We start from the raw sequence: 18304 nt of genomic DNA on the forward strand, positions 1-18304 counted from the left end.
ATAAAAAAACCAGTTAAAGTGAGGGAGAAATTATGTCTAAGAGAATTAAGGGATTCAAAGGAATTATGTTGTCTATCGTGGCTTTGAGTTTGGTGTTCACATTAGCAGGTTGTGGAAATAAAGCAGCGGGTGATGCGAGTAAAGTAGTGATTTTGACCAATGCGGATGAAGAAGCTGTAGCCTCTATGGAGACTGCGCTAAAAGGTGCGGGGTACGAAGGGCAATATCTCTTTCAATCCTTGGGCACTTCTGAGCTGGGTGGAAAGCTGATGGCAGAGGGAGACAAAATTGAGGCTAATCTGATCACGATGAGCTCTTATTTTGTAGAAAGTGCGCAAGAGAAACATGGCATGTTTAAAGATCTATCGTTTACGACTAACGCGTTAGATTCCTATCCAGCGTACTATACGCCGATTTTGGCGAATACCGGTGCTATTTTTGTAAACACAGCGGTGCTTAAAGATAAGGGCTTGGCGATGCCAACGTCCATTAAGGATTTAACAAAACCAGAATTTAAAGGCTTGGTATCTGTTCCGAACATTATGGACTCTTCGACAGGCTGGTTGTTGGTTCAGGCGATTATTTCGCAATACGGGGAAGAAGAAGGTAAAACGGTTCTGCATGATTTAGTTGCTAATGTAGGCCCACATCTGGAAAGCTCCGGTTCCGGTCCGATTAAAAAGGTAAAAGCAGGAGAAGTGGCTGCAGGCTTTGGACTTCGTCATCAGGCAGTATTAGCTAAAGAAGAAGGCGCACCGATTGACTATGTAGATCCAACGGAAGGTAACTTCTCGCTTACAGAATCCGTAGCCGTGGTGAAAAAAGATGATGCAACAACAGAGCTGGCTATGAAAATGGCAGAAACGATTATTAAAGATGCTAGAAAAGACTTAATTACAAATTACCCAGTGGCTCTATATAAAGATGAAACGGTTAGTGATATCCATAAGCCTGCACACAGTATGAAATTTGTTAAGCCGTTGACTGTGGAACTGCTGGAGCAACATCAACAATTCTTTAAAGAAAATAAATAAGATTAGAAGGAGTGTTAGGGCCATGAACAACTATAAACTGCTGACACCCGGTCCCTTGACAACTACTAACACGGTCAAAGAGCAAATGCTCTTTGACCGTTGTACTTGGGACCAGGACTATAAGAACATTACACAACAAATCAGATCCAGACTTCTGGATTTGGCAAGGGCAACGAACGATGAATATACGGCAGTTCTCATGCAGGGTAGTGGTACGTTTGCAGTGGAATCTGTGCTGACTACGGCGATTTCAGCGGATGATAAGCTTTTGATTATTACAAACGGTGCCTACGGAGAACGTATTGTGCAAATGGCGCAATATATCGGACTCCATTATCGTGTGTATAGTGCCCTATATAATGAATTCCCCCAAGAGGCAGAGCTTAGAGGGATTCTTAAAGAGGATCCAGCCATTACGCACATTGCGATGGTGCATTGCGAGACGACGACAGGGATTCTTAACCCGCTTGAGATGATCTCACAACTGGCAAAAGCCTACGATAAAACATTAATTATCGACGCGATGAGCAGCTTCGGTGGAATAGAGATTGATGTACCTGGGCTTGAAATTGACTATTTAATCAGCAGCGCCAATAAATGTATTCAGGGTGTTCCGGGATTTGGGTTTGTCATTGCAAAGCTGGATAAGCTGCTCACATGTAAAGGGAATGCACGTAGTCTATCACTTGATCTATACGATCAATGGATGGCGATGGACGCAGATGGGAAATGGCGCTATACGTCTCCGACCCATGTAGTCGCTGCATTTTCGAAAGCGATTGAAGAACTGATCGAAGAAGGCGGCATTCCTGCAAGGGCAGCAAGATACCAGAATAATAACCGCATACTGAGAGAAAGACTTGCGAGAATAGGAATAGAGGCGTATATCACAGACGATAAGCAGTCTCCTATTATAACCACCTTTCTTTTTCCGAACGAGACATTCAGCTTTGAAGATTTCTATGAATATGTGAAAGAAAAAGGCTACGTCCTCTACCCAGGCAAATTAACGGAGCACGACACCTTCCGGATTGGGAATATTGGTGAGATTTACGAAGAAGATATTCAGAACTTATGTAATATTATCGAAGCATACATGGGAGGAATGACACAATGAATCAAGTCGAAGGCGTAATTCTGGACTGGGCAGGAACAGCGGTAGATTTTGGCTGCTTTGCACCGGTGAATGTTTTCCTTGATATTTTTCGGGAGGCTGGGATTGAAGTTACGATGCAGGAAGCTAGAGCCCCTATGGGGATGCTGAAAATAGATCATATCCGCGCGATGTTATCCATGCCAAGAGTAGGTGCCTTGTGGGAAGAAAAGTATGGCAGAGCTTTTACTGAACAGGATGTAGAGAACCTGTATGCTGAATTCGAACCGGCTCTGATGGCATCCTTATCCGAATATACTGATCCGATTCCGCAGGTTATTGAGACCGTCCAAGTGCTCAGAAGCCAGGGGCTAAAGATTGGTTCGACCACTGGATATACCCAATCCATGATGGATGTTGTAATTCCGAATGCCGCTGGGAAGGGCTATCAACCGGATTATGTAATCACGCCAGATGGAACGCATTCACTGGGAAGACCTTACCCGTATATGATTTATCATAATATGGAAGCTTTAAAGCTATCGGCAGCATGGAAGGTTGTTAAGGTAGGTGATACGATTTCAGACATTCAAGAAGGCGTTAATGCAGGCGTCTGGTCCGTAGGCGTAATTATTGGAAGCTCTGAAATGGGCTTAAGCCAGGAGGAATTTAATGCACTTTCAGACGTGGAGAAGGAAACGGTGATCTCTGCGACACAGACCTCTTTTATACAAAACGGGGCAGACTTTACGATTCAATCGATGAGTGAGCTGCCTCAGCTGATTGGGCGAATCAATGTACTGATTTCTCAAGGAATCAGACCTTATGCGAGATAATCATGAGCTGAAAAGAGAAGGTGACATCAACTTTAGCCCCTTGCGGACAGAGTGGATGACCCAGCTTAGCGCTGTGAGTATGGAGCGGATCGAAGCGGATGAGCGTGCATATATGCGACAATCCATGTCAACGCCGTGCTTGAACAGCATCGTAGATGCTGAGGGATGTTATATCACAGATGTGAATGGACGCAAATATCTTGATTTTCATGGAAATAGCATTCATCAGATTGGCTATAAGAATCCTTACGTAACTGAAGCTGTGAAAAAACAGCTCGACGAGCTACCGTTCATTCCAAGAAGATTTACGGCAGATATTGCAGTGAAAGCTGCAGAAGCTTTAATCAACAAAACGACCTCAAAGGACTATAAAGTATTATTTACGCCTTCCGGAAGTGCAGCTGTAGGTCTAGCCCTTAAGATTGCTCGCAAATGGACGGGGAAGCATAAGGTCATCTCTGTGTGGGAGTCCTTCCATGGCGCGGGGCTGGACACAATCGCTGTCGGAGGAGAATACGTGTTTAAAAAGGACATGGGCCCGCAAATGCCAGGAATGCTGAAAGCCATTCCTTTTAATGCATACCGCAACCTGCTGGGAAGTCATTCGCATGAAGCGGTGGCTACCTTCTGCCTCGACTATCTGGAATATATGATTCAGCATGAGGGAGAGATCGGGGCGATCTTACTTGAGCCTATTCGGGCGACGGATACGCATATCCCGCCTATCTCTTATTTCACAAGATTAAGAAAAATATGTGATGAATATGGGATTCTGCTGATTTTTGATGAGATTCCAACAGCGCTGATGCGAAGCGGAAAGTTCTACGTCCATCAGAATTTCGATATCGAACCGGATATCCTCGTGCTTGGAAAAGGGTTAGGTGGAGGGATGTTCCCGCAAGCAGCGGTGCTTACCAGAACGCAATATGATTGTGCGGGGGATATTTCTTTGGGGCACTATACCCATGAGAAACCGGCGTTAGGAAGTGCAGCGATCTGTGCCACCATCGATTATATCGATGATTTAAATCTGCAGGAACAATGTATCAGCAGGTCTGAATTTGTAAGAGGGAAGCTTGAGACTCTGTCGGCTAAACATCTTTGCATAGGAGATGTCCGTATTGCTGGACTACTGATTTCTATTGAACTTGTGAAGTCCAGAGAGACTAGAGAGAAGAATGAGGAATTAGCTGAGCGAGTACTGTATTATTGCTTGGAGAAGGGTCTTTCTTTTAAATTGGCTGGAGGAAACTGCATCACTTGGCATCCTCCGCTTATTGTATCTGAAGAGCAATTAACTTTTGCTGTTAATCTTCTGGATGAAGGATTGTGTAAATATAGTTGAGAGATAGGCAAGCTTCAAAACAGGTTTCTTCCGCTCCGTTCATGGGGGGAGAAACCTGTTTTGTCGTTTAAGGAGTGAAGGACCTGCTCTTTTTGGGTAAGTTTAGAGTAACAGTTGAGCCAATAGATGAGATGAAGGGGACGGAAGTCCAAACATTCACCGCAGTTACAAGGTAGATTAATTATACGAATGGGCTGGAGCAGCATTTAAAAAGATACGCAACAGCTCGTCCACCGCAGTGTCTAGACGGGAATGATTGTTAGCTGCAAGCCAATCCTCTTGCACGATGATGTAGCTGCAGGAGCTGCTTTTTAAATAGCTGTATATAATTTGTGCTTCGTCAATTTCATGGCGAGTAATTGCTGCCGGGGCCTGGTTAAGTTCACCGCAGAAAGTGTCCATAATCGCTGATGTTATAACGGCTTGCAGGTAGGTAATATCGGGTTGAGCGTATTCGAGCTTAGTATGCGCCAGGATGCGATTTCCTTTGAGTAATATGAGTTTAAGCGTCTGTTCATCCATGGCTTCAAGGATCGCAATATTCTGATTCTCTGCAGCGAATTCGATAACCTTCTCTTTGTGATTCAGGAAGCTGATGGCTCCCATGTAATCCCTATATTTGGCGGCGGTTTCGAAGTCAAATTGCTGTGCAGCTTCAGTCATCTGTTGCTCCATCTCCACAAGGAGGCTGGAATCCGTTCCGTTTAGTAGGGCTATGACTTTATCAATGATTGTATTATATTGAACGGCAGCATCGCCGCCAGCACACATCCCTATGCATAAGCCAAGCGAATGGTTTAGGCATAAAGAATTTTTGAAGCTTGGATTGCTGCAAAGGATTTTTGAGCTTTCCTTGATGCCTTGCACGGCTCTTTCCACGGTACTTCTGCTCGTGTAGGGGCCCCAAATCATGTTCCCTTTCTGGACTTGAGGATCATAGGTTATGTCTAACGAACGCATCTTGTTGTCTGCTCCTATTACGATATACGTATAGGCCTGCGGATTTTTCATTTTTCTATTGTACATGGGCTTTATTTCTTTAATTAATTTGCACTCCAGCATAAAAGCTTCGAATTCGGTATCTGTAAGGATAATATCCAAATCTTTAATATGGCGAACGAGCTGTTTTACCTTTGGGGAATGAGACTTCGAGTTTTGAAAATAGGATTTTACTCTCCGTTTCAGCTGTTTCGCCTTTCCTACATATATAATATGGCCGAGGCCATCCTTCATGAGATACACGCCGGGAGTCAGAGGAAGGCTCTTTAGTTTCTCTGATAAATCGATAGTAACCACTCCGTCATTCAAGATCTTATTGATAGTTTTAGTATAAGCTTGCAACCTTCATTTGTTCAAATCAGTCTAATAAGAAATGATCGAATGGTGAGGAGGGATTTTATGCTTAGAGCGAGTAGTATTGGAGGTATGCTTCTGATAGCGAGCCTGTTATGGCTTACGGCCTGCAGTGGAACGCCTGAAAAAGGTGTAGATCCGCAGCAGACGCCAGAGCAGTTACAAACTGCACAGCCAGTCGCTACGATGGTACCACCACAGGAGACAGAGCCACCACAGGAGACGAAGCCACCAAGCACGGAGCAGCCCCAGGATCTAGAGGGTTTGCCGCCATTAGTTGAGGAAGCGGCATCTACGGTGATGAACGCTCTTAGGAACAAGGATATGAGCCAGCTGGCCGCATGGGTACATTCAGATAAAGGGTTACGTTTTTCTCCATACGCATACGTAGATACGAAGAATGATCTTGTGTTCAATAAGGATGAAGTAGAAGGATTAATGAAAGACTCCACCAAAAGAATCTGGCGAACGTTCGCTGGCTCGGGTGATTTAATCGAGCTGACATTCGCAGATTACTACAAACGGTTTGTTTATGATGCTGACTTCATTCAGATGGCCGAGATTGCTGTGAACAAGGGGCTTGGTCAAGGCACAATGATTAATAACTTAAACGAAGTGTATCCAAAGGATCAATATGATTTCGTTGAATATCATATTGCTGGTATCGAACCTTCTGTCGAGGGAATGGACTGGCGCAGCTTGCGTCTAGTCTTCGAGAAGATTGGAGAGGATCATGCACTAGTAGGCATTATTCACGATCAATGGACACCCTGAGAAGTAAGAAATTCTTATTAGTCCTTGGGTAGTTTAGAACATGGGGGAGAACCCAAAAAACGAAGGTGCCTCAGTAGCCATTTTACGGCTTTTGGGGCACCTTCGTTTGATTCGTTCCATAAGAATCGAGTCCGGAGCTTTTATTGCGTAGCGCTAGATGTAGATCCAGATACCGATTTAGCGATCGCTTTATATCCCTCTGGCAGATAAGTGACAACAGATGCTTTTGAGATCACCTGTGCGTACATTTTTCCTGGTTCAGGAGCAGTCACATTAAAATAAATCACAGCGGTCTTGTCTTTGCCAAATTCGATTCGCTCAATCACTAGTCCATATCCAGAATGCGGTAAGTTGTTAACGGTCAACGTAGCCTTGTTTACTCCTTCACCCGCTTTGGTTAGTGTAACCTCAGTCTCATAGGTTGGAGTAGTAGGGCTGCCATTAGACACAATTACGCGTTTGGCAAAAGCAACTGCATCGTAGGTCATCGCGGCTGCTTCCGAACGGGTAATGGCATCATTTGGCCGGAAATTACCGTTCTTATCGAGTGTGGCGATATGTGTATTCAACAGGATCTGGAGACTATTTATAACCTCTGTAGAAAGTTTATCGCCATCCTTAATGTCTACATACATGAGTGTAACCGGGAAGTTACCTTTACTTTGCAGTGCTTGCGTCAATAAGTGAGCGAACTGAGCACGGGTGATGGTTCCGTTGGGATCTACTGTTCGATCAAGTGAAAGACCATTTTGCTTGGCAGTCATGAAGGCTGAAGCATACCAGGATTTGTCATTCACCTTATCAAAATAATCACTAGCTTTGGATGAGCTGTTACCCGCCTCTGGCTTCGGAGACAGATTCAGACCCCCAACGATGAACTGAATCCCTTGGGCAAAGCTTACTTTAGATTTAGGCGCGAACTTATCTTTGTCTACTCCATTTATAATCCCCTCTTTATGCAGGGAGTTAATTTTTGCTTCCGCAGGATCACCTTTCAAATCCGAAAAAGCAAAAGCGGATGCTCCAAATGACAGGCTTGCTGCTAGAATACCGCAGGCTATCGTCATTGTTTTGACATTACTTATGAATAATGATTTCTTCATTATGCGTCACCTCCATACTCTTAGATGGTAGATTAGACCAAAATGTTGCAGGCAATTTAAAATATTATAAATATTCAAGTAAAACGTTATCCGCGAAGGAGTGACTCGGCACCATCTACATAGATCTCAGTTCCTGTGACATGGAAAGACTCATCCGAGGCGAGAAATAATACTAGATTGGCTACTTGTTCAGGTTTACCGGGCGCATCTTCCAGAGGATGATTGCCTTTTGGAAATTCTACAGGAATCTTCACTTCTTGAAGATCATCACTCTTATCCGTATTATCTCCAATTTGAGTGTCGATTGATCCAGGACAGACCGCATTTACGCGGATACCGTATTGCGCCAGCTCTAGCGCAGCCATTTTCATAAAAGCGACTTGTCCAGCCTTGGAAGAGGAGTACGCAGCAGCGCCGATGTTCGAGAACACTCGATTTCCGTTAATAGAGCTAGTGATAATGATGCTTCCGCCATTTTCTTTCATATGGGGGATAGCATATTTTACTGTGGCAAAGGTACTGCGTAGGTTGGTATCTAGCGTCTGGTCCCAATCTTCGATTTCTAGTGTTTCTATTGGAGCCCATGTACCATTAATGCCAGCATTCGCAAAAATAATATCAATCTTTTGAGCCTCATCCGCAACCTTACGAATACTTTCTTCGACAAGACCTGGATTGGAAACATCGCATTCGATAACTGTAGCTGTTCCTCCAATGGATTCAATTTCACGTTTAGTTTCATAGGATTCCTCAGGGGTGCGATCAAGCATATATACCTTAGCTCCGTGCTGAGCAAACCTTATGGCTGTAGCTTTTCCAATACCGGACCCTGCGCCTGTGACTACTGCAACTTTATTTTGCAAACGTTGATCTAACATGATGAATTTCCTCCTTGGCGTTAGACTTCTTACATAGTAATTACATACCCGGCATAGCTGAATTTAACCAATTTAGTAGGAGGGTGGAACAACAAGGAGGGATGTATTACTATGAGACATAAGGATGTGTACAATATAAATTTAGATCAATCTAGCTCATGATAGGGGTACTATAGATGATTCAGCAGCAGGGAGCAGAACGGATTAATGTGGGGATATTTGCCCATGTGGATGCCGGCAAGACAACAACAACAGAGCATATTTTGTATGAAAGCGGTCGCATTCGAGCGCTCGGCAGTGTAGACAGTGGGACAGCATTGACGGATTCTATGGATGTGGAGCGGCAACGAGGAATATCCGTTCGGGCGGCATTAGCTTCTTTTGAATGGAAGGGCGTGCAGATCAACCTCGTTGATACACCAGGACACGTCGATTTTCTGTCAGAGGTTGAACGGTCTTTGCGAGTGATGGATTGTGCGGTGCTAATTTTGTCGGCGGTAGAGGGTGTGCAGGCTCAAAGTGAGATGATCTGGAACGCGCTGAGGAAGCTGGGAATACCGACGCTTATTTTTATGAACAAAATGGATCGTGTAGGTGCAGACCCTGAGGCTGTGCTGGCCCAAGCGAGAAATTATTTATCTAGTGATATCATTCCTGTTCAGCAACCGATAGGTAAAGAGCAGGAGTACATAGAAGCTACTGATTTATGGGGAAGTGATGCTGATCCTGCTGCACAGACAGAATTATTAGAGGCATTGGCTGAGCGGGATGAAGACCTGCTAGAAACGTATATGTCAGGTAGTTCGATTGATCTTGCAGCTTGGAAAAAATATATGAAGACAGCTTCCGCTTCAGGACGCTTCTTCCCAATGGTTTATGGTGTTGCCGCCAAGGGGCTTGGCATTACTGCATTGCTGGACGCGATGGTTGAGTATTTTCCGCGAGCTGGTGGCAATGTTGAGGGGCCGGTGTCCGGCATTGTCTACAATATTCAGCGTGATAAAAGCATGGGGCGAATGGCGTTTGTCCGCCTTTATGAAGGAACGATCCGTAACCGCGATACGGTAATGAACTACACGCAGAATATTCAGGGAAAAGTGACCCAGATCCGCAAGGTCGAGGGTGGTCGTACTGAGGATGTCGGATCGCTTGAAGCGGGGGATATCGCTGTAATCTATGGTCTTTCAGGGGTACGGATCGGAGATGTACTCGGCCATCCGGAGGCGATTCCGGAGGAAGCGAAGCTGGCTGTACCGCTGCTAACGGTGCGCGTATTCTGGGGAACCGATATGGATGACCATAAGGTTATCGGAGCATTGCAGGAGCTGGCGGATGAAGATCCGCTCTTGGATGCGCAGTGGCTGCAGGATGAGCGAGAGCTGCATATCAAAGTAATGGGACCTATTCAGCTGGAGATTCTGAATAGTGTTCTGGAGGAGCGGTATGCGCTGAAGGTTACCTTCGGTCAGCCTTCTGTTATCTATAAAGAAACGCCAGCCTCTGCTGGGGAAGGCTTTATCGCTTATACGATGCCGAAGCCGTGCTGGGCGATTCTGCGGTTTCAGATAGAGCCCGGACCTCCTGGCAGTGGTTTAGTTTATGATTCGGTAGTGCGGAGTTCCGATCTGCTGCCGCAATATCAGAGCGAGACCGCACGCCGTGTACCAGAAGCCTTGCAACAGGGCTTGTACGGCTGGGAGGTTACCGATCTTAAAGTGACCTTAATCGAGGGACAGCATCATGTATGGCATACCCATCCGCTGGATTTTGCCGTAGCGACTCCTATGGGGATTATGGATGGACTCGCGCGGGTAGGCACTAAACTACTGGAGCCGATTCTTCAGGTTCGCATCGTTGTCCCTGAGGAGAATGGCGGCCGAGTGATGAACGACCTGGTTCAGATGCGCGGCACCTTCGAGCCACCTGTGCTACAAGGCGAGCGGATGATCATCGAAGGCCGTCTGCCACTGGCAACGTCGCTCGATTATCCGGTTACTTTAAGCTCCTACACGAAGGGGCGTAGCACATTTACTTCTTTTTTTGCCGGCTATGAAGAATCTCCGCCAGACGTATCCGCTGAGCGTACCCGCCGGGGAGTGAACCCGCTGGATCAAGCGAAATATATATTAAGCGTGCGGAAGGCGTTGCAGGGATAAGTGAGATAGAAGGATAGAACCGGATGACGTCTCAAAAGGATGCTATCTGGTTCTTCTTATTTCCAGAATATAGGCTGGTGGATATAATGGGATAGTCAGGGATACTTGATTAGAATTAGTACAGGGGGGAAATGAATTGAAGATCAGAGAAGCAACAGCTAGTGATATAGACGGGATCGCTTTCGTCCACGCTACGAGTTGGAAAACCACGTATAAAGGACTAATATCAGACGAGTTTCTTGATAATTTCACAGTAGAAGTTAGAAGGAAGCGCTGGATTCAGAATTTTGAAAATCCCAATAAAGACGAGGTAATGTATGTTGCTGAAGATGAGGCTGGGATGATCATTGGCTTTGCAAATGGAGGGGCGCGAAGAGAGCCGGATCTCTACGATGCGGAGCTTTACGCACTTTATTTGCTTAAGGAACACCAAGGAAAAGGTCTAGGGAAGCAGCTCATAAGAAGTGTAGCACAGAATTTATTGAAGAAAAATTATAGTTCGTTCATGACTTGGGTGCTGGTGGGCAATCCGGCGATTCATTTCTACCACAGCGTTGGGGGAGAGTCTATCTCAAGTATAGAAGTTAAGATAGGGAATGAATTATTAGAAGAAATAAAAATAGGATGGCAAGACATTAGAGGCATAGGGATTGATGAATGACTTTTCACGCAAAAAAAGACTCATAAGGGATACAAAACGCATACCCCTTATGAGTCTCATAATGATTTATTTAATGTACGTACGGCTGACCAGAACATCTGCAATTACATCTGTTGGAATGATGAATTCTCTAACGCCCATGTAGCCAGGAGCCACATCATATTTGTTAAAGGAAATAACCAGCTGGTACTTATCGTTGATATAGAAATCTTGATCTTTAGCTATATTTTCAAATTGATAAAAAAGGTCTTCATTGGGTTCATCTGTTGAAATCCAGTAGAACATATCTTTATCTGCTTTCATTTGGGAGCGCATCTGTTCTTTAATATTTTCACTTATGATACTGATATATCGATCATCCTTAAATAACATAGGCAGACTTAGCAGGATTTGATTCTTCTTGTCTATCGTATCGTGCTGCATTGTTGTTGACGATGAACCTACGGTATTTACCACGTATCTGCTAATAGCAAATAGCTCAGTATTGTCCGTTTTAACCTCAAAGCCTGTATCGACCCCTAAATGCCCCTCTCCGGATTGCTTTAAAGACTCCATCTCTGCTTGAAACTCATCATATAGTTTTTTGTTTTCTTCGAGATATTTTTCATTCAGAGTCGATTCCAGCTCTTTATTCTCTAGGTTAGTAATGATGGGGACCTTTATGTCTGCATTATAGGTCTGCTCATCCACTTTGTATTCTCTAAAAGTTAGCACTTTAACAATACTGTCTACACCAGGTATAGCGGAGAAGGCATTGGCAATGTTAACATTGACATTAATCCCAATCACGAAAAATAGGGCTGCCGCACAAACTCCAGATATCCACTGGTAACGTATTCTTCTTATCTTCCTTTTCTTTAATGCTTTACTTACAACGAAATCTAATTCCTCAGGAATAGGGAGTTTGTTATAATCTTCTATAATTTTTTTGATTTGGTTATCCATTCTAATTGATCTCCTTTGAGGATTCTTCCTGCATGTTGACTCTTAATAACTGGAGTGCTTGATATAGTCTAGTCTTTACTGTATTGACGTTTTCATTTAATACTTCCGCAACTTCCTCGATCTTTAAATCTTCGATATATCTAAGGACGATGACATTTCGATACTTAAGGGGTAGATCATCCAGCGATCTTTCTAAATCAATATCTGGATACACGTCTACCGCACCAGGGATAAAAAAGTCGAGTGCTTCATCATCTACCGGTTGAACTCTTTTATGTTTCCTCAGAAAATCCAGAGAGGTAGTTACTACGATTCTAAACAACCAACTCTTTACGGATTCTGGGTTCTTTAGCAACCCTATAGAGGAGAGAGCTTTATAAATCGAATCCTGAACAACATCTAATGCATCCTCTTTGTTCTTCACATAGCTGTAAGCTAGACGGTATATGTTCTCCTTGTTATCTGTAATACAAAGAGTGAGTAATTTCTCTTTATTCCTCTTAAGCATATTCGTAAAACCCTTCTCTTTTTATATTGCGTAGCTTTAGTTTGTTAGATTACTATTCTCATTGATTCTCCTTTTGTATGGCTTTAGCTACAAGTGCGGCATAGGATTTGGCACCTTCTCGTTTTAGATGAACGCCATCCTCATAGAAGTAAGAATCCTTTCCTTCGCTTGAGGAATGCCAGTCTACAACCATAGCATTGGGGAATTCTAAAGCCACTTTCTTAAGCAAGGTATTCACAGTATTTTGCCATTTTTTCGGTACACGTGTGTTTACTAGTACGACTTGCTGAACATCTTCAAGTGAAATAAGTAATTTCCGCAATTGATTGGAGTTAAAAGCTCCGTTCGTACCTAGATTAATGATCACTCGAGTGCCAAGTTTCCCCTTGGTTCTAAGTTTATCGACCACTTCTTGTGCCTGTGACATCTGCCTGCCTACCTTACCATCGATAACAATGCCTGGCAGAAGTTCTTGTAGATAAGGAGCAGCATCGAGGATTACGGAATCACCTATCGCAGTAACACCTTTACCTGCTTCTTCTACCTGAGGCTGAGGTTCTGGCTTCTTCGGTGGATCTACTGGTACTGGTACAGGCACAGGTGTTGGTACATTTTGAGGGGGCACTAGTGTGACCTTATGTTCATTCTTATCGGGATTAGTAATAGTGCCTGTATTCGGATCTGCGGATATCTTAGTATCCAAGTTGCTACTGCAGGATATGGACAATATGATTAACGGGACTGCAATAAAGATGAATAAGGGTCGAATCTTGAATTGCAGACGAATGCTTAATTTCGTACACCATCTTCCTAATAAACCTTGACGAATAGGTTCTTCGATATATTTCCACGATAGTGAGGCTAATAGGAGGCTAACTCCCAGCTGAAAAAGAACACGGAAACCATCGAACCCACCTGTATCTACTGTAGGATTAGTTAGAATGATGACTGGATAATGCCATATGTAAATACTATAGGAACGTACGCCAATCCAACGCAAGGGCTTGCAACCCATGATTTTAGCTAGTCGGCTCGCAGGATGTGCGAGTACAGCTATTACAATTGCGGAAAGGATCGACACTAGAACCAAGCCGCCATAATAAAGAAATTGTCCGTACTCATTCGTCCGCCAAATCATAAGAATGAGGGTGATTAATCCGATTGCACCACTGAAGTCAAGGATATAGCGAGATCTGCGTGAAATCTTATCGGTCAAATTTTGACTCGGCCATGCTAGAGCGAGAGCGGCTCCAATCAGTAGAGCAAAAGCTCGAGTATCAGTACCATAATAGACTCGGCTTGGGTCAACTCCAGGTTGATAGATTAGCGCCATAGCAAGTGCCGAGAGGAATGCCCCTGTTAGACACATCACAATGAGTTTACCTCGCTGAGGTGCAAGGCGTAACCCTACAATAATAACCAATGGCCAAATGAAGTAGAACTGTTCCTCAATAGCGAGCGACCACAAATGACCGATAGGAGAAGGAGGTCCAAAGCTCTCGAAATAAGATACATCGTGAAAAATAAGCCACCAGTTATTGAAGTATAACGTTGAAGATATAAAGTCCCCTTGTAATGCTGCTAATCGTGAACGATCGAACAACAGAAGCCACATAGCAGTGACAAAAAGCATGACAAACATAGCAGGCAATAGCCGTCGCGCTCGTCTGATCCAGAAATCTTTAAGGTCGAACCGTCGGTCTTGCTTCCACCTTTGGATGATTTGATCCGTGATCAGATATCCAGACAGAACGAAGAATATTCCGACCCCTATAAGTCCTCCTGGAGCCCAATTGAGGTCGAGATGATACGCAATAACTGCGATCACAGAGAGTGCGCGAAGTCCATCTATTCCCGGCATATAACGCCTTCTAGTCGTGGAATTGTCAGGTTCTAAAGAGTTAGTCGGTGGTGTAACCTTGATTTCTTTCATGGTAGTTCATTCCTTCGTCATCAGTTGTCTTATGTCAGCAAGACGTATGACTAACTTAAAAAAGTTCTTAGCTTCTCTTGGTAAATAAAGGAGTGACCATGAATGGATCAGAAATCGGTACACAAGTGCCTATGAATTTAAAAAGGCATTCTAGAACAAAAAAACATTCTGGAATGCCATTAGCCTAATTAGCCGTTCTTAATTTCCACACGTAAAATATCGGTAACCATTTTAACCGGAACGTATATCGTATCGTTCTTTAGGATAGGAGCAGTACCTAAAGTGACAGGTGCCATTTTGGCAAAAAAGTAAGAATCTTTACCTAAGGTAACATTTGTCCACTGTGCACCTTTCTTCAGCTCAGCTGAGCGCGACGTTTGATTCCACTTGATTTCATATCCTAAACGATTCGCCACATCACGTAATGACACCATTGAAACCCCATTAGCATTCTTAAATGTAGCTATTGTAATTAAATCGAGCTTCGGGTTGTTCGTAATATGGGTACTGAAACGAAATTCAGGAGTTCCCATGGCGCCTGGAGCAATACTATATTTAGGGAAGAGGATGACAACCTCACCATTTTCAATATAAAAACCTTGTTCTTCGTCGATCCCTTTGAAATCCTCAATAAAATAGTTCTCAGGCTCCTCATTGATCTTCGCAAGGATACCGGCATTCAACTTTTCCTTAAAGTCGTTTCCAAAGAAATCTGACAAGGCAATCCGCTTCGCTTGTTTCGTATTAAATACATTGTATGTATCTACACGAGGCATACCCGTTCCACCAGTTTCACCTTGAGAAGTAACGACAAGTGATATCATTCCAGAAGGGTTATCCGTTTTATTTTCCTTTAAGTCATAAATAATATTTAGCTCATATGGGCGATACTCAAAACCAGCCTTTTTAGCGTCTGCAGCTGCTTCAGTTGCATCCTTTTCCCAAAGAGCAAGGTCTTTCTGCGCATTAGAGAGAATGACACTGTTGATCTCTTCCTGAGCCTTCGTATCCAACATACCTACGATCTGTGGCACTTTAATATTTGTATTCAGAAGCTCCGTTGAAGATGTGAGAATTACTTCTTTGATTTGGATTCCAGTGTTATTGATGGTGGAAATCGGTACAGCTGAAATCGGGGCATTGATGGCAGGCTTAGTCGTGTTCACTGCATCAGCAAAAGCAGTGCCATTCATTGGTAACATGCCAGCGCTTATTCCCACAACCGTTAATCCGACTACACCAAGCTTCAATACGTTAAAAGGGCTCTTTTTCATTGTTTGTTCACGCTCCATTTCGTTGTAATAAGTGTGTTATTAGCGCACTTACTAGCAAGACGTATTAGGAGTGTTGAAAAGTTTGGGGGGGATAAATGTTGATCGAAATTCGTCATCCCGCAAGAGTTCCTTTGATAGTCACTCCGAACCCTTTTCAGCCTTCTTCCGCGCCCGGAACCGCCGCACCTTCATGAGGTTGCCACAAGCCTTGTCATCGCAGTACCGCTTAGAGCGGTTGCGTGTATCGTCGTAATAGACCCAGAGGCAATCGGGATTCTCGCAGATACGGAATCTTGAGGGTTCTTTTTCAAGCATAGCCTCCGCAAAAGACGCCGCTATCTCCGCCATCACCTGCTCCCAACCGCTATGTAGTGGCAATAATGAAATCTCCGCTTGCTCGGCACTTTTCCATATCATTCGCCGCGTAACAGGACCCTTGTCCATATAGATATTGAGCTGCTTCAGCATTTCTCCATCCATCGATTTTCCTTGTACAATAGCCTGTACCCAGTCCCATAGTAGGGATCGAAGCTTCATTAGCTGTTCCAGTTCTATCGTATTCGGCAGCTGTGTTTCTAGCAGAGCATGCTTCTTCAGCCATTTCGCAATCCACTCCGGATCTTCGAGTTCATCCCGATCCTTATTCTTATCTCCTGTTCGCCAATCCCGCCAGTAACTATTAATGAAATCCTCCCACAACACGTCCTGTTCATCCTTTCCGCACAACTATCGATTACAACGATTGTAACAGTTAAAATTGTGATTAGCTAGTTACTTGATTGAACGCTGGAAATATGCTACATTTCTTGTGTAACCACTATATAATGGTTTAAGTAGTTACATAATTCAGTAAGTATTAGGAGGTTGAACATGCAAAATAAAATCAGTGAGGTTCTGCTGCAAAATTGGGATTATTGCATGGATATCGAGGATTGGGCCCCGCCATTAAGTGATGCACTGGAAGGTGTGGACAGTAAACAGGCACTTTGGAAGCCAGAGGGGAGTACAGTCAATTCCATCTGGGAGACGGTTAACCATCTAACATATTATAAGGTGCGTTTGCTGCGAAAGTTAAAAGGGTTGCCCAAACAACCTGATGCTGAAAGCAACGATGATACCTTCACTGTAACAACGGAAGGGGAAGAAGCATGGTCGAAGGTCGTTGCAGACCTGAAAGACGTGCACGCTGCTCTTAGAGAAATCATTGAGGCGTTGGAAGAAGGCGCATATGATTGGGGTGGTTCGGGTCATGCCCCAGGGGAAGAGGTAATGAGTCTTATCCTGCATGATTCATACCACACCGGACAAATTATTATGCTTCGTAAACTGCAAGGCTCCTGGGTTTCCAACCGTAGTTTTAATTAGAACCTCTACAATAAAAATATAAGCCACACTCCACTATACTGGTTTACCTGGTGCAGCGGTCGTGTGGCTTTTCTTTATTTTAACCTTTTGGGGTGCTTCGATATTGAGTCGGCGAGCATCCCATTATTTTTTTGAACAATCTAGAAAAGTAGTAGGGGTCCTGCATCCCGATAGCACTAGAGATTTCTTTAATATGTAAATCGGTTAATGCTAGCAGTTGACTGGCACGCTGCATTTTGAGGCGCAGATAGAATTCAATCGGGGGAACCCCGGTTTCTTGATTAAATAGATAAATTAGATGCTGCTTCGATAACCCCATATGCTTCGCTACATCCGGGAGTGAAATGGAGCTGTTGATTCGATCTGTCATGTAGCGAATGGCTTGCTCAAGATAACGTTCGTTCTTTTTATCTTGCTCAGAGTTCATGGTACTCAATCCCACGTGGCTGATCAGATGACGAATGCACTGAGACACATAGATATGATTACGCATGGCATAAGGCTTATCCGATAACAGGGCATAACATTGCTCGAAATCTTCGATCCATTGGGTATGAAGGTTCAGTGTAAAGGTTAGCGGCTCTACGTCCATGGCATAAGTTTGAATCAACGCAGCGGCATGCGTTCCTTTTAGATGCATCCAGTAGATCGTCCAGGGATTCACATCTGAAGCACCATATCGATGGGGTGTTCCGGCAGGAATGACAGCTATTTGCCGTTCTTTTATTTGAATCAGCTTATTGTGATGACTCTCCATCCACCCTTCACCCTCTACGCAATACATAAGAATATGCGAGTCACATCCTTGTGGACGCTCTCGATAATGAAACTTCGCTCTTGGGAAGCAGCCAATGTCACTTACATAGAAGGAATTTGTTAACGGATTCTCATGTAATTCATTCATCATGAAATCGGGCAGCACAAAAAGCTTCTGCTCATCGAAGCCATCCGGCTTTAATGAGATATCTGTCATGATAACCCTCCTTTTTAAGAACATAATTTATTTATTTGAAATAACAACCTATTCATAAGGAGAATATTATTTT

The 18304-nt window shown here is 43.9% G+C and carries 17 protein-coding genes; 8 read left to right on the top strand and 9 right to left on the bottom strand.

The genetic code is table 11. The annotated features are described in order from the left end of the window. Positions 1-32 precede the first annotated feature (32 nt). Genes MKX60_RS25040 through pbfA form a run of 4 tightly spaced genes read left to right on the top strand, consistent with a single transcriptional unit; the run spans position 33 to position 4308 of the window. Complete coding sequence (locus tag MKX60_RS25040; RefSeq protein ID WP_076284032.1) at positions 33-1034, top strand: extracellular solute-binding protein; 1002 nt, start codon at positions 33-35, stop codon at positions 1032-1034. 22 nt (positions 1035-1056) lie between these two features. After that, positions 1057-2151, top strand: a complete 1095-nt coding sequence (gene phnW / locus MKX60_RS25045) for a 2-aminoethylphosphonate--pyruvate transaminase (protein ID WP_076298382.1) — start codon at positions 1057-1059, stop codon at positions 2149-2151. After that, a complete protein-coding gene (phnX, locus tag MKX60_RS25050) occupies positions 2148-2963 on the top strand; it encodes a phosphonoacetaldehyde hydrolase (RefSeq protein WP_341061321.1) in 816 nt (271 codons plus the stop codon). Before phnW ends, phnX begins: the two co-directional genes overlap by 4 nt. Beyond that, positions 2953-4308, top strand: a complete 1356-nt coding sequence (pbfA, locus tag MKX60_RS25055; RefSeq protein WP_341061322.1) for a (R)-1-hydroxy-2-aminoethylphosphonate ammonia-lyase — start codon at positions 2953-2955, stop codon at positions 4306-4308. Before phnX ends, pbfA begins: the two co-directional genes overlap by 11 nt. Before the next feature lie 177 nt (positions 4309-4485). Here the strand turns inward: pbfA and MKX60_RS25060 are convergent, their stop codons facing one another. Continuing rightward, positions 4486-5541: a UvrB/UvrC motif-containing protein gene (locus MKX60_RS25060; RefSeq protein WP_256721601.1), complete on the bottom strand. Its 1056-nt coding sequence runs from the start codon at positions 5539-5541 to the stop codon at positions 4486-4488. Between the two features lie 165 nt (positions 5542-5706). On the opposite strand from MKX60_RS25060, the gene MKX60_RS25065 reads away from it, so the two are divergent. Beyond that, the gene (locus tag MKX60_RS25065; RefSeq protein ID WP_341061323.1) at positions 5707-6435 is read left to right on the top strand and encodes a hypothetical protein; all 729 of its coding nucleotides are present in this window, start codon (positions 5707-5709) and stop codon (positions 6433-6435) included. Positions 6436-6575: 140 nt separating this feature from the next. On the opposite strand, the gene MKX60_RS25070 is transcribed toward MKX60_RS25065, so the two are convergent. Beyond that, positions 6576-7538: an S-layer homology domain-containing protein gene (locus MKX60_RS25070; protein ID WP_341061325.1), complete on the bottom strand. Its 963-nt coding sequence runs from the start codon at positions 7536-7538 to the stop codon at positions 6576-6578. 86 nt (positions 7539-7624) lie between these two features. Next, positions 7625-8416, bottom strand: a complete 792-nt coding sequence (locus MKX60_RS25075) for an SDR family oxidoreductase (protein ID WP_076284037.1) — start codon at positions 8414-8416, stop codon at positions 7625-7627. 176 nt (positions 8417-8592) lie between these two features. Between MKX60_RS25075 and MKX60_RS25080 the strand changes: the two genes are divergently transcribed. Both MKX60_RS25080 and MKX60_RS25085 read left to right on the top strand, forming a co-directional pair. Continuing rightward, entirely contained in the window at positions 8593-10572 is a 1980-nt protein-coding gene (locus MKX60_RS25080) for a GTP-binding protein (protein ID WP_076284038.1), read from the top strand. A gap of 136 nt (positions 10573-10708) precedes the next feature. Then, entirely contained in the window at positions 10709-11233 is a 525-nt protein-coding gene (locus MKX60_RS25085; protein ID WP_076284039.1) for a GNAT family N-acetyltransferase, read from the top strand. Between the two features lie 66 nt (positions 11234-11299). Here the strand turns inward: MKX60_RS25085 and MKX60_RS25090 are convergent, their stop codons facing one another. The 5 genes from MKX60_RS25090 to MKX60_RS25110 all read right to left on the bottom strand — a co-directional run bounded on the left by MKX60_RS25090 (position 11300) and on the right by MKX60_RS25110 (position 16595). Continuing rightward, entirely contained in the window at positions 11300-12178 is an 879-nt protein-coding gene (locus MKX60_RS25090; RefSeq protein WP_076284040.1) for a DUF3298 and DUF4163 domain-containing protein, read from the bottom strand. 1 nt (position 12179) lies between these two features. Beyond that, positions 12180-12686: an RNA polymerase sigma factor gene (locus MKX60_RS25095; protein ID WP_042124760.1), complete on the bottom strand. Its 507-nt coding sequence runs from the start codon at positions 12684-12686 to the stop codon at positions 12180-12182. Positions 12687-12744: 58 nt separating this feature from the next. Then, positions 12745-14619: an acyltransferase family protein gene (locus MKX60_RS25100; protein ID WP_341061326.1), complete on the bottom strand. Its 1875-nt coding sequence runs from the start codon at positions 14617-14619 to the stop codon at positions 12745-12747. Positions 14620-14807: 188 nt separating this feature from the next. Beyond that, the gene (locus tag MKX60_RS25105) at positions 14808-15893 is read right to left on the bottom strand and encodes a stalk domain-containing protein (RefSeq protein ID WP_341061327.1); all 1086 of its coding nucleotides are present in this window, start codon (positions 15891-15893) and stop codon (positions 14808-14810) included. A gap of 138 nt (positions 15894-16031) precedes the next feature. Further along, on the bottom strand, positions 16032-16595 hold the full coding sequence (locus tag MKX60_RS25110) for a CGNR zinc finger domain-containing protein (protein ID WP_341061329.1): 564 nt from the start codon (positions 16593-16595) through the stop codon (positions 16032-16034). Between the two features lie 168 nt (positions 16596-16763). Between MKX60_RS25110 and MKX60_RS25115 the strand changes: the two genes are divergently transcribed. After that, positions 16764-17258, top strand: coding sequence for a DinB family protein (locus MKX60_RS25115; protein WP_341061330.1), 495 nt, complete (start codon positions 16764-16766; stop codon positions 17256-17258). Positions 17259-17337: 79 nt separating this feature from the next. Here the strand turns inward: MKX60_RS25115 and MKX60_RS25120 are convergent, their stop codons facing one another. Beyond that, on the bottom strand, positions 17338-18231 hold the full coding sequence (locus MKX60_RS25120; RefSeq protein ID WP_341061331.1) for an AraC family transcriptional regulator: 894 nt from the start codon (positions 18229-18231) through the stop codon (positions 17338-17340). Between the last annotated feature and the right edge of the window lie 73 nt (positions 18232-18304).

The organism is Paenibacillus sp. FSL R5-0914 (assembly GCF_038004525.1).
In the GTDB taxonomy this organism is placed as follows: Bacteria; Bacillota; Bacilli; order Paenibacillales; family Paenibacillaceae; genus Paenibacillus_AQ.

What these genes read in the sequence shown, in the direction of transcription:
- phnX (WP_341061321.1), top strand. Translation starts at nt 2,148, where the DNA reads ATGAATCAAGTCGAAGGCGTAATTCTGGACTGGGCAGGAACAGCGGTA.
- MKX60_RS25080 (WP_076284038.1), top strand. Translation starts at nt 8,593, where the DNA reads ATGATTCAGCAGCAGGGAGCAGAACGGATTAATGTGGGGATATTTGCC.
- MKX60_RS25075 (WP_076284037.1), bottom strand. Translation starts at nt 8,416, where the DNA reads ATGTTAGATCAACGTTTGCAAAATAAAGTTGCAGTAGTCACAGGCGCA.
- MKX60_RS25060 (WP_256721601.1), bottom strand. Translation starts at nt 5,541, where the DNA reads ATGAAGGATGGCCTCGGCCATATTATATATGTAGGAAAGGCGAAACAG.
- MKX60_RS25070 (WP_341061325.1), bottom strand. Translation starts at nt 7,538, where the DNA reads ATGAAGAAATCATTATTCATAAGTAATGTCAAAACAATGACGATAGCC.
- MKX60_RS25095 (WP_042124760.1), bottom strand. Translation starts at nt 12,686, where the DNA reads ATGCTTAAGAGGAATAAAGAGAAATTACTCACTCTTTGTATTACAGAT.
- MKX60_RS25065 (WP_341061323.1), top strand. Translation starts at nt 5,707, where the DNA reads ATGCTTAGAGCGAGTAGTATTGGAGGTATGCTTCTGATAGCGAGCCTG.
- MKX60_RS25105 (WP_341061327.1), bottom strand. Translation starts at nt 15,893, where the DNA reads ATGAAAAAGAGCCCTTTTAACGTATTGAAGCTTGGTGTAGTCGGATTA.
- MKX60_RS25120 (WP_341061331.1), bottom strand. Translation starts at nt 18,231, where the DNA reads ATGACAGATATCTCATTAAAGCCGGATGGCTTCGATGAGCAGAAGCTT.
- MKX60_RS25040 (WP_076284032.1), top strand. Translation starts at nt 33, where the DNA reads ATGTCTAAGAGAATTAAGGGATTCAAAGGAATTATGTTGTCTATCGTG.
- MKX60_RS25100 (WP_341061326.1), bottom strand. Translation starts at nt 14,619, where the DNA reads ATGAAAGAAATCAAGGTTACACCACCGACTAACTCTTTAGAACCTGAC.
- pbfA (WP_341061322.1), top strand. Translation starts at nt 2,953, where the DNA reads ATGCGAGATAATCATGAGCTGAAAAGAGAAGGTGACATCAACTTTAGC.
- MKX60_RS25090 (WP_076284040.1), bottom strand. Translation starts at nt 12,178, where the DNA reads ATGGATAACCAAATCAAAAAAATTATAGAAGATTATAACAAACTCCCT.
- MKX60_RS25115 (WP_341061330.1), top strand. Translation starts at nt 16,764, where the DNA reads ATGCAAAATAAAATCAGTGAGGTTCTGCTGCAAAATTGGGATTATTGC.
- phnW (WP_076298382.1), top strand. Translation starts at nt 1,057, where the DNA reads ATGAACAACTATAAACTGCTGACACCCGGTCCCTTGACAACTACTAAC.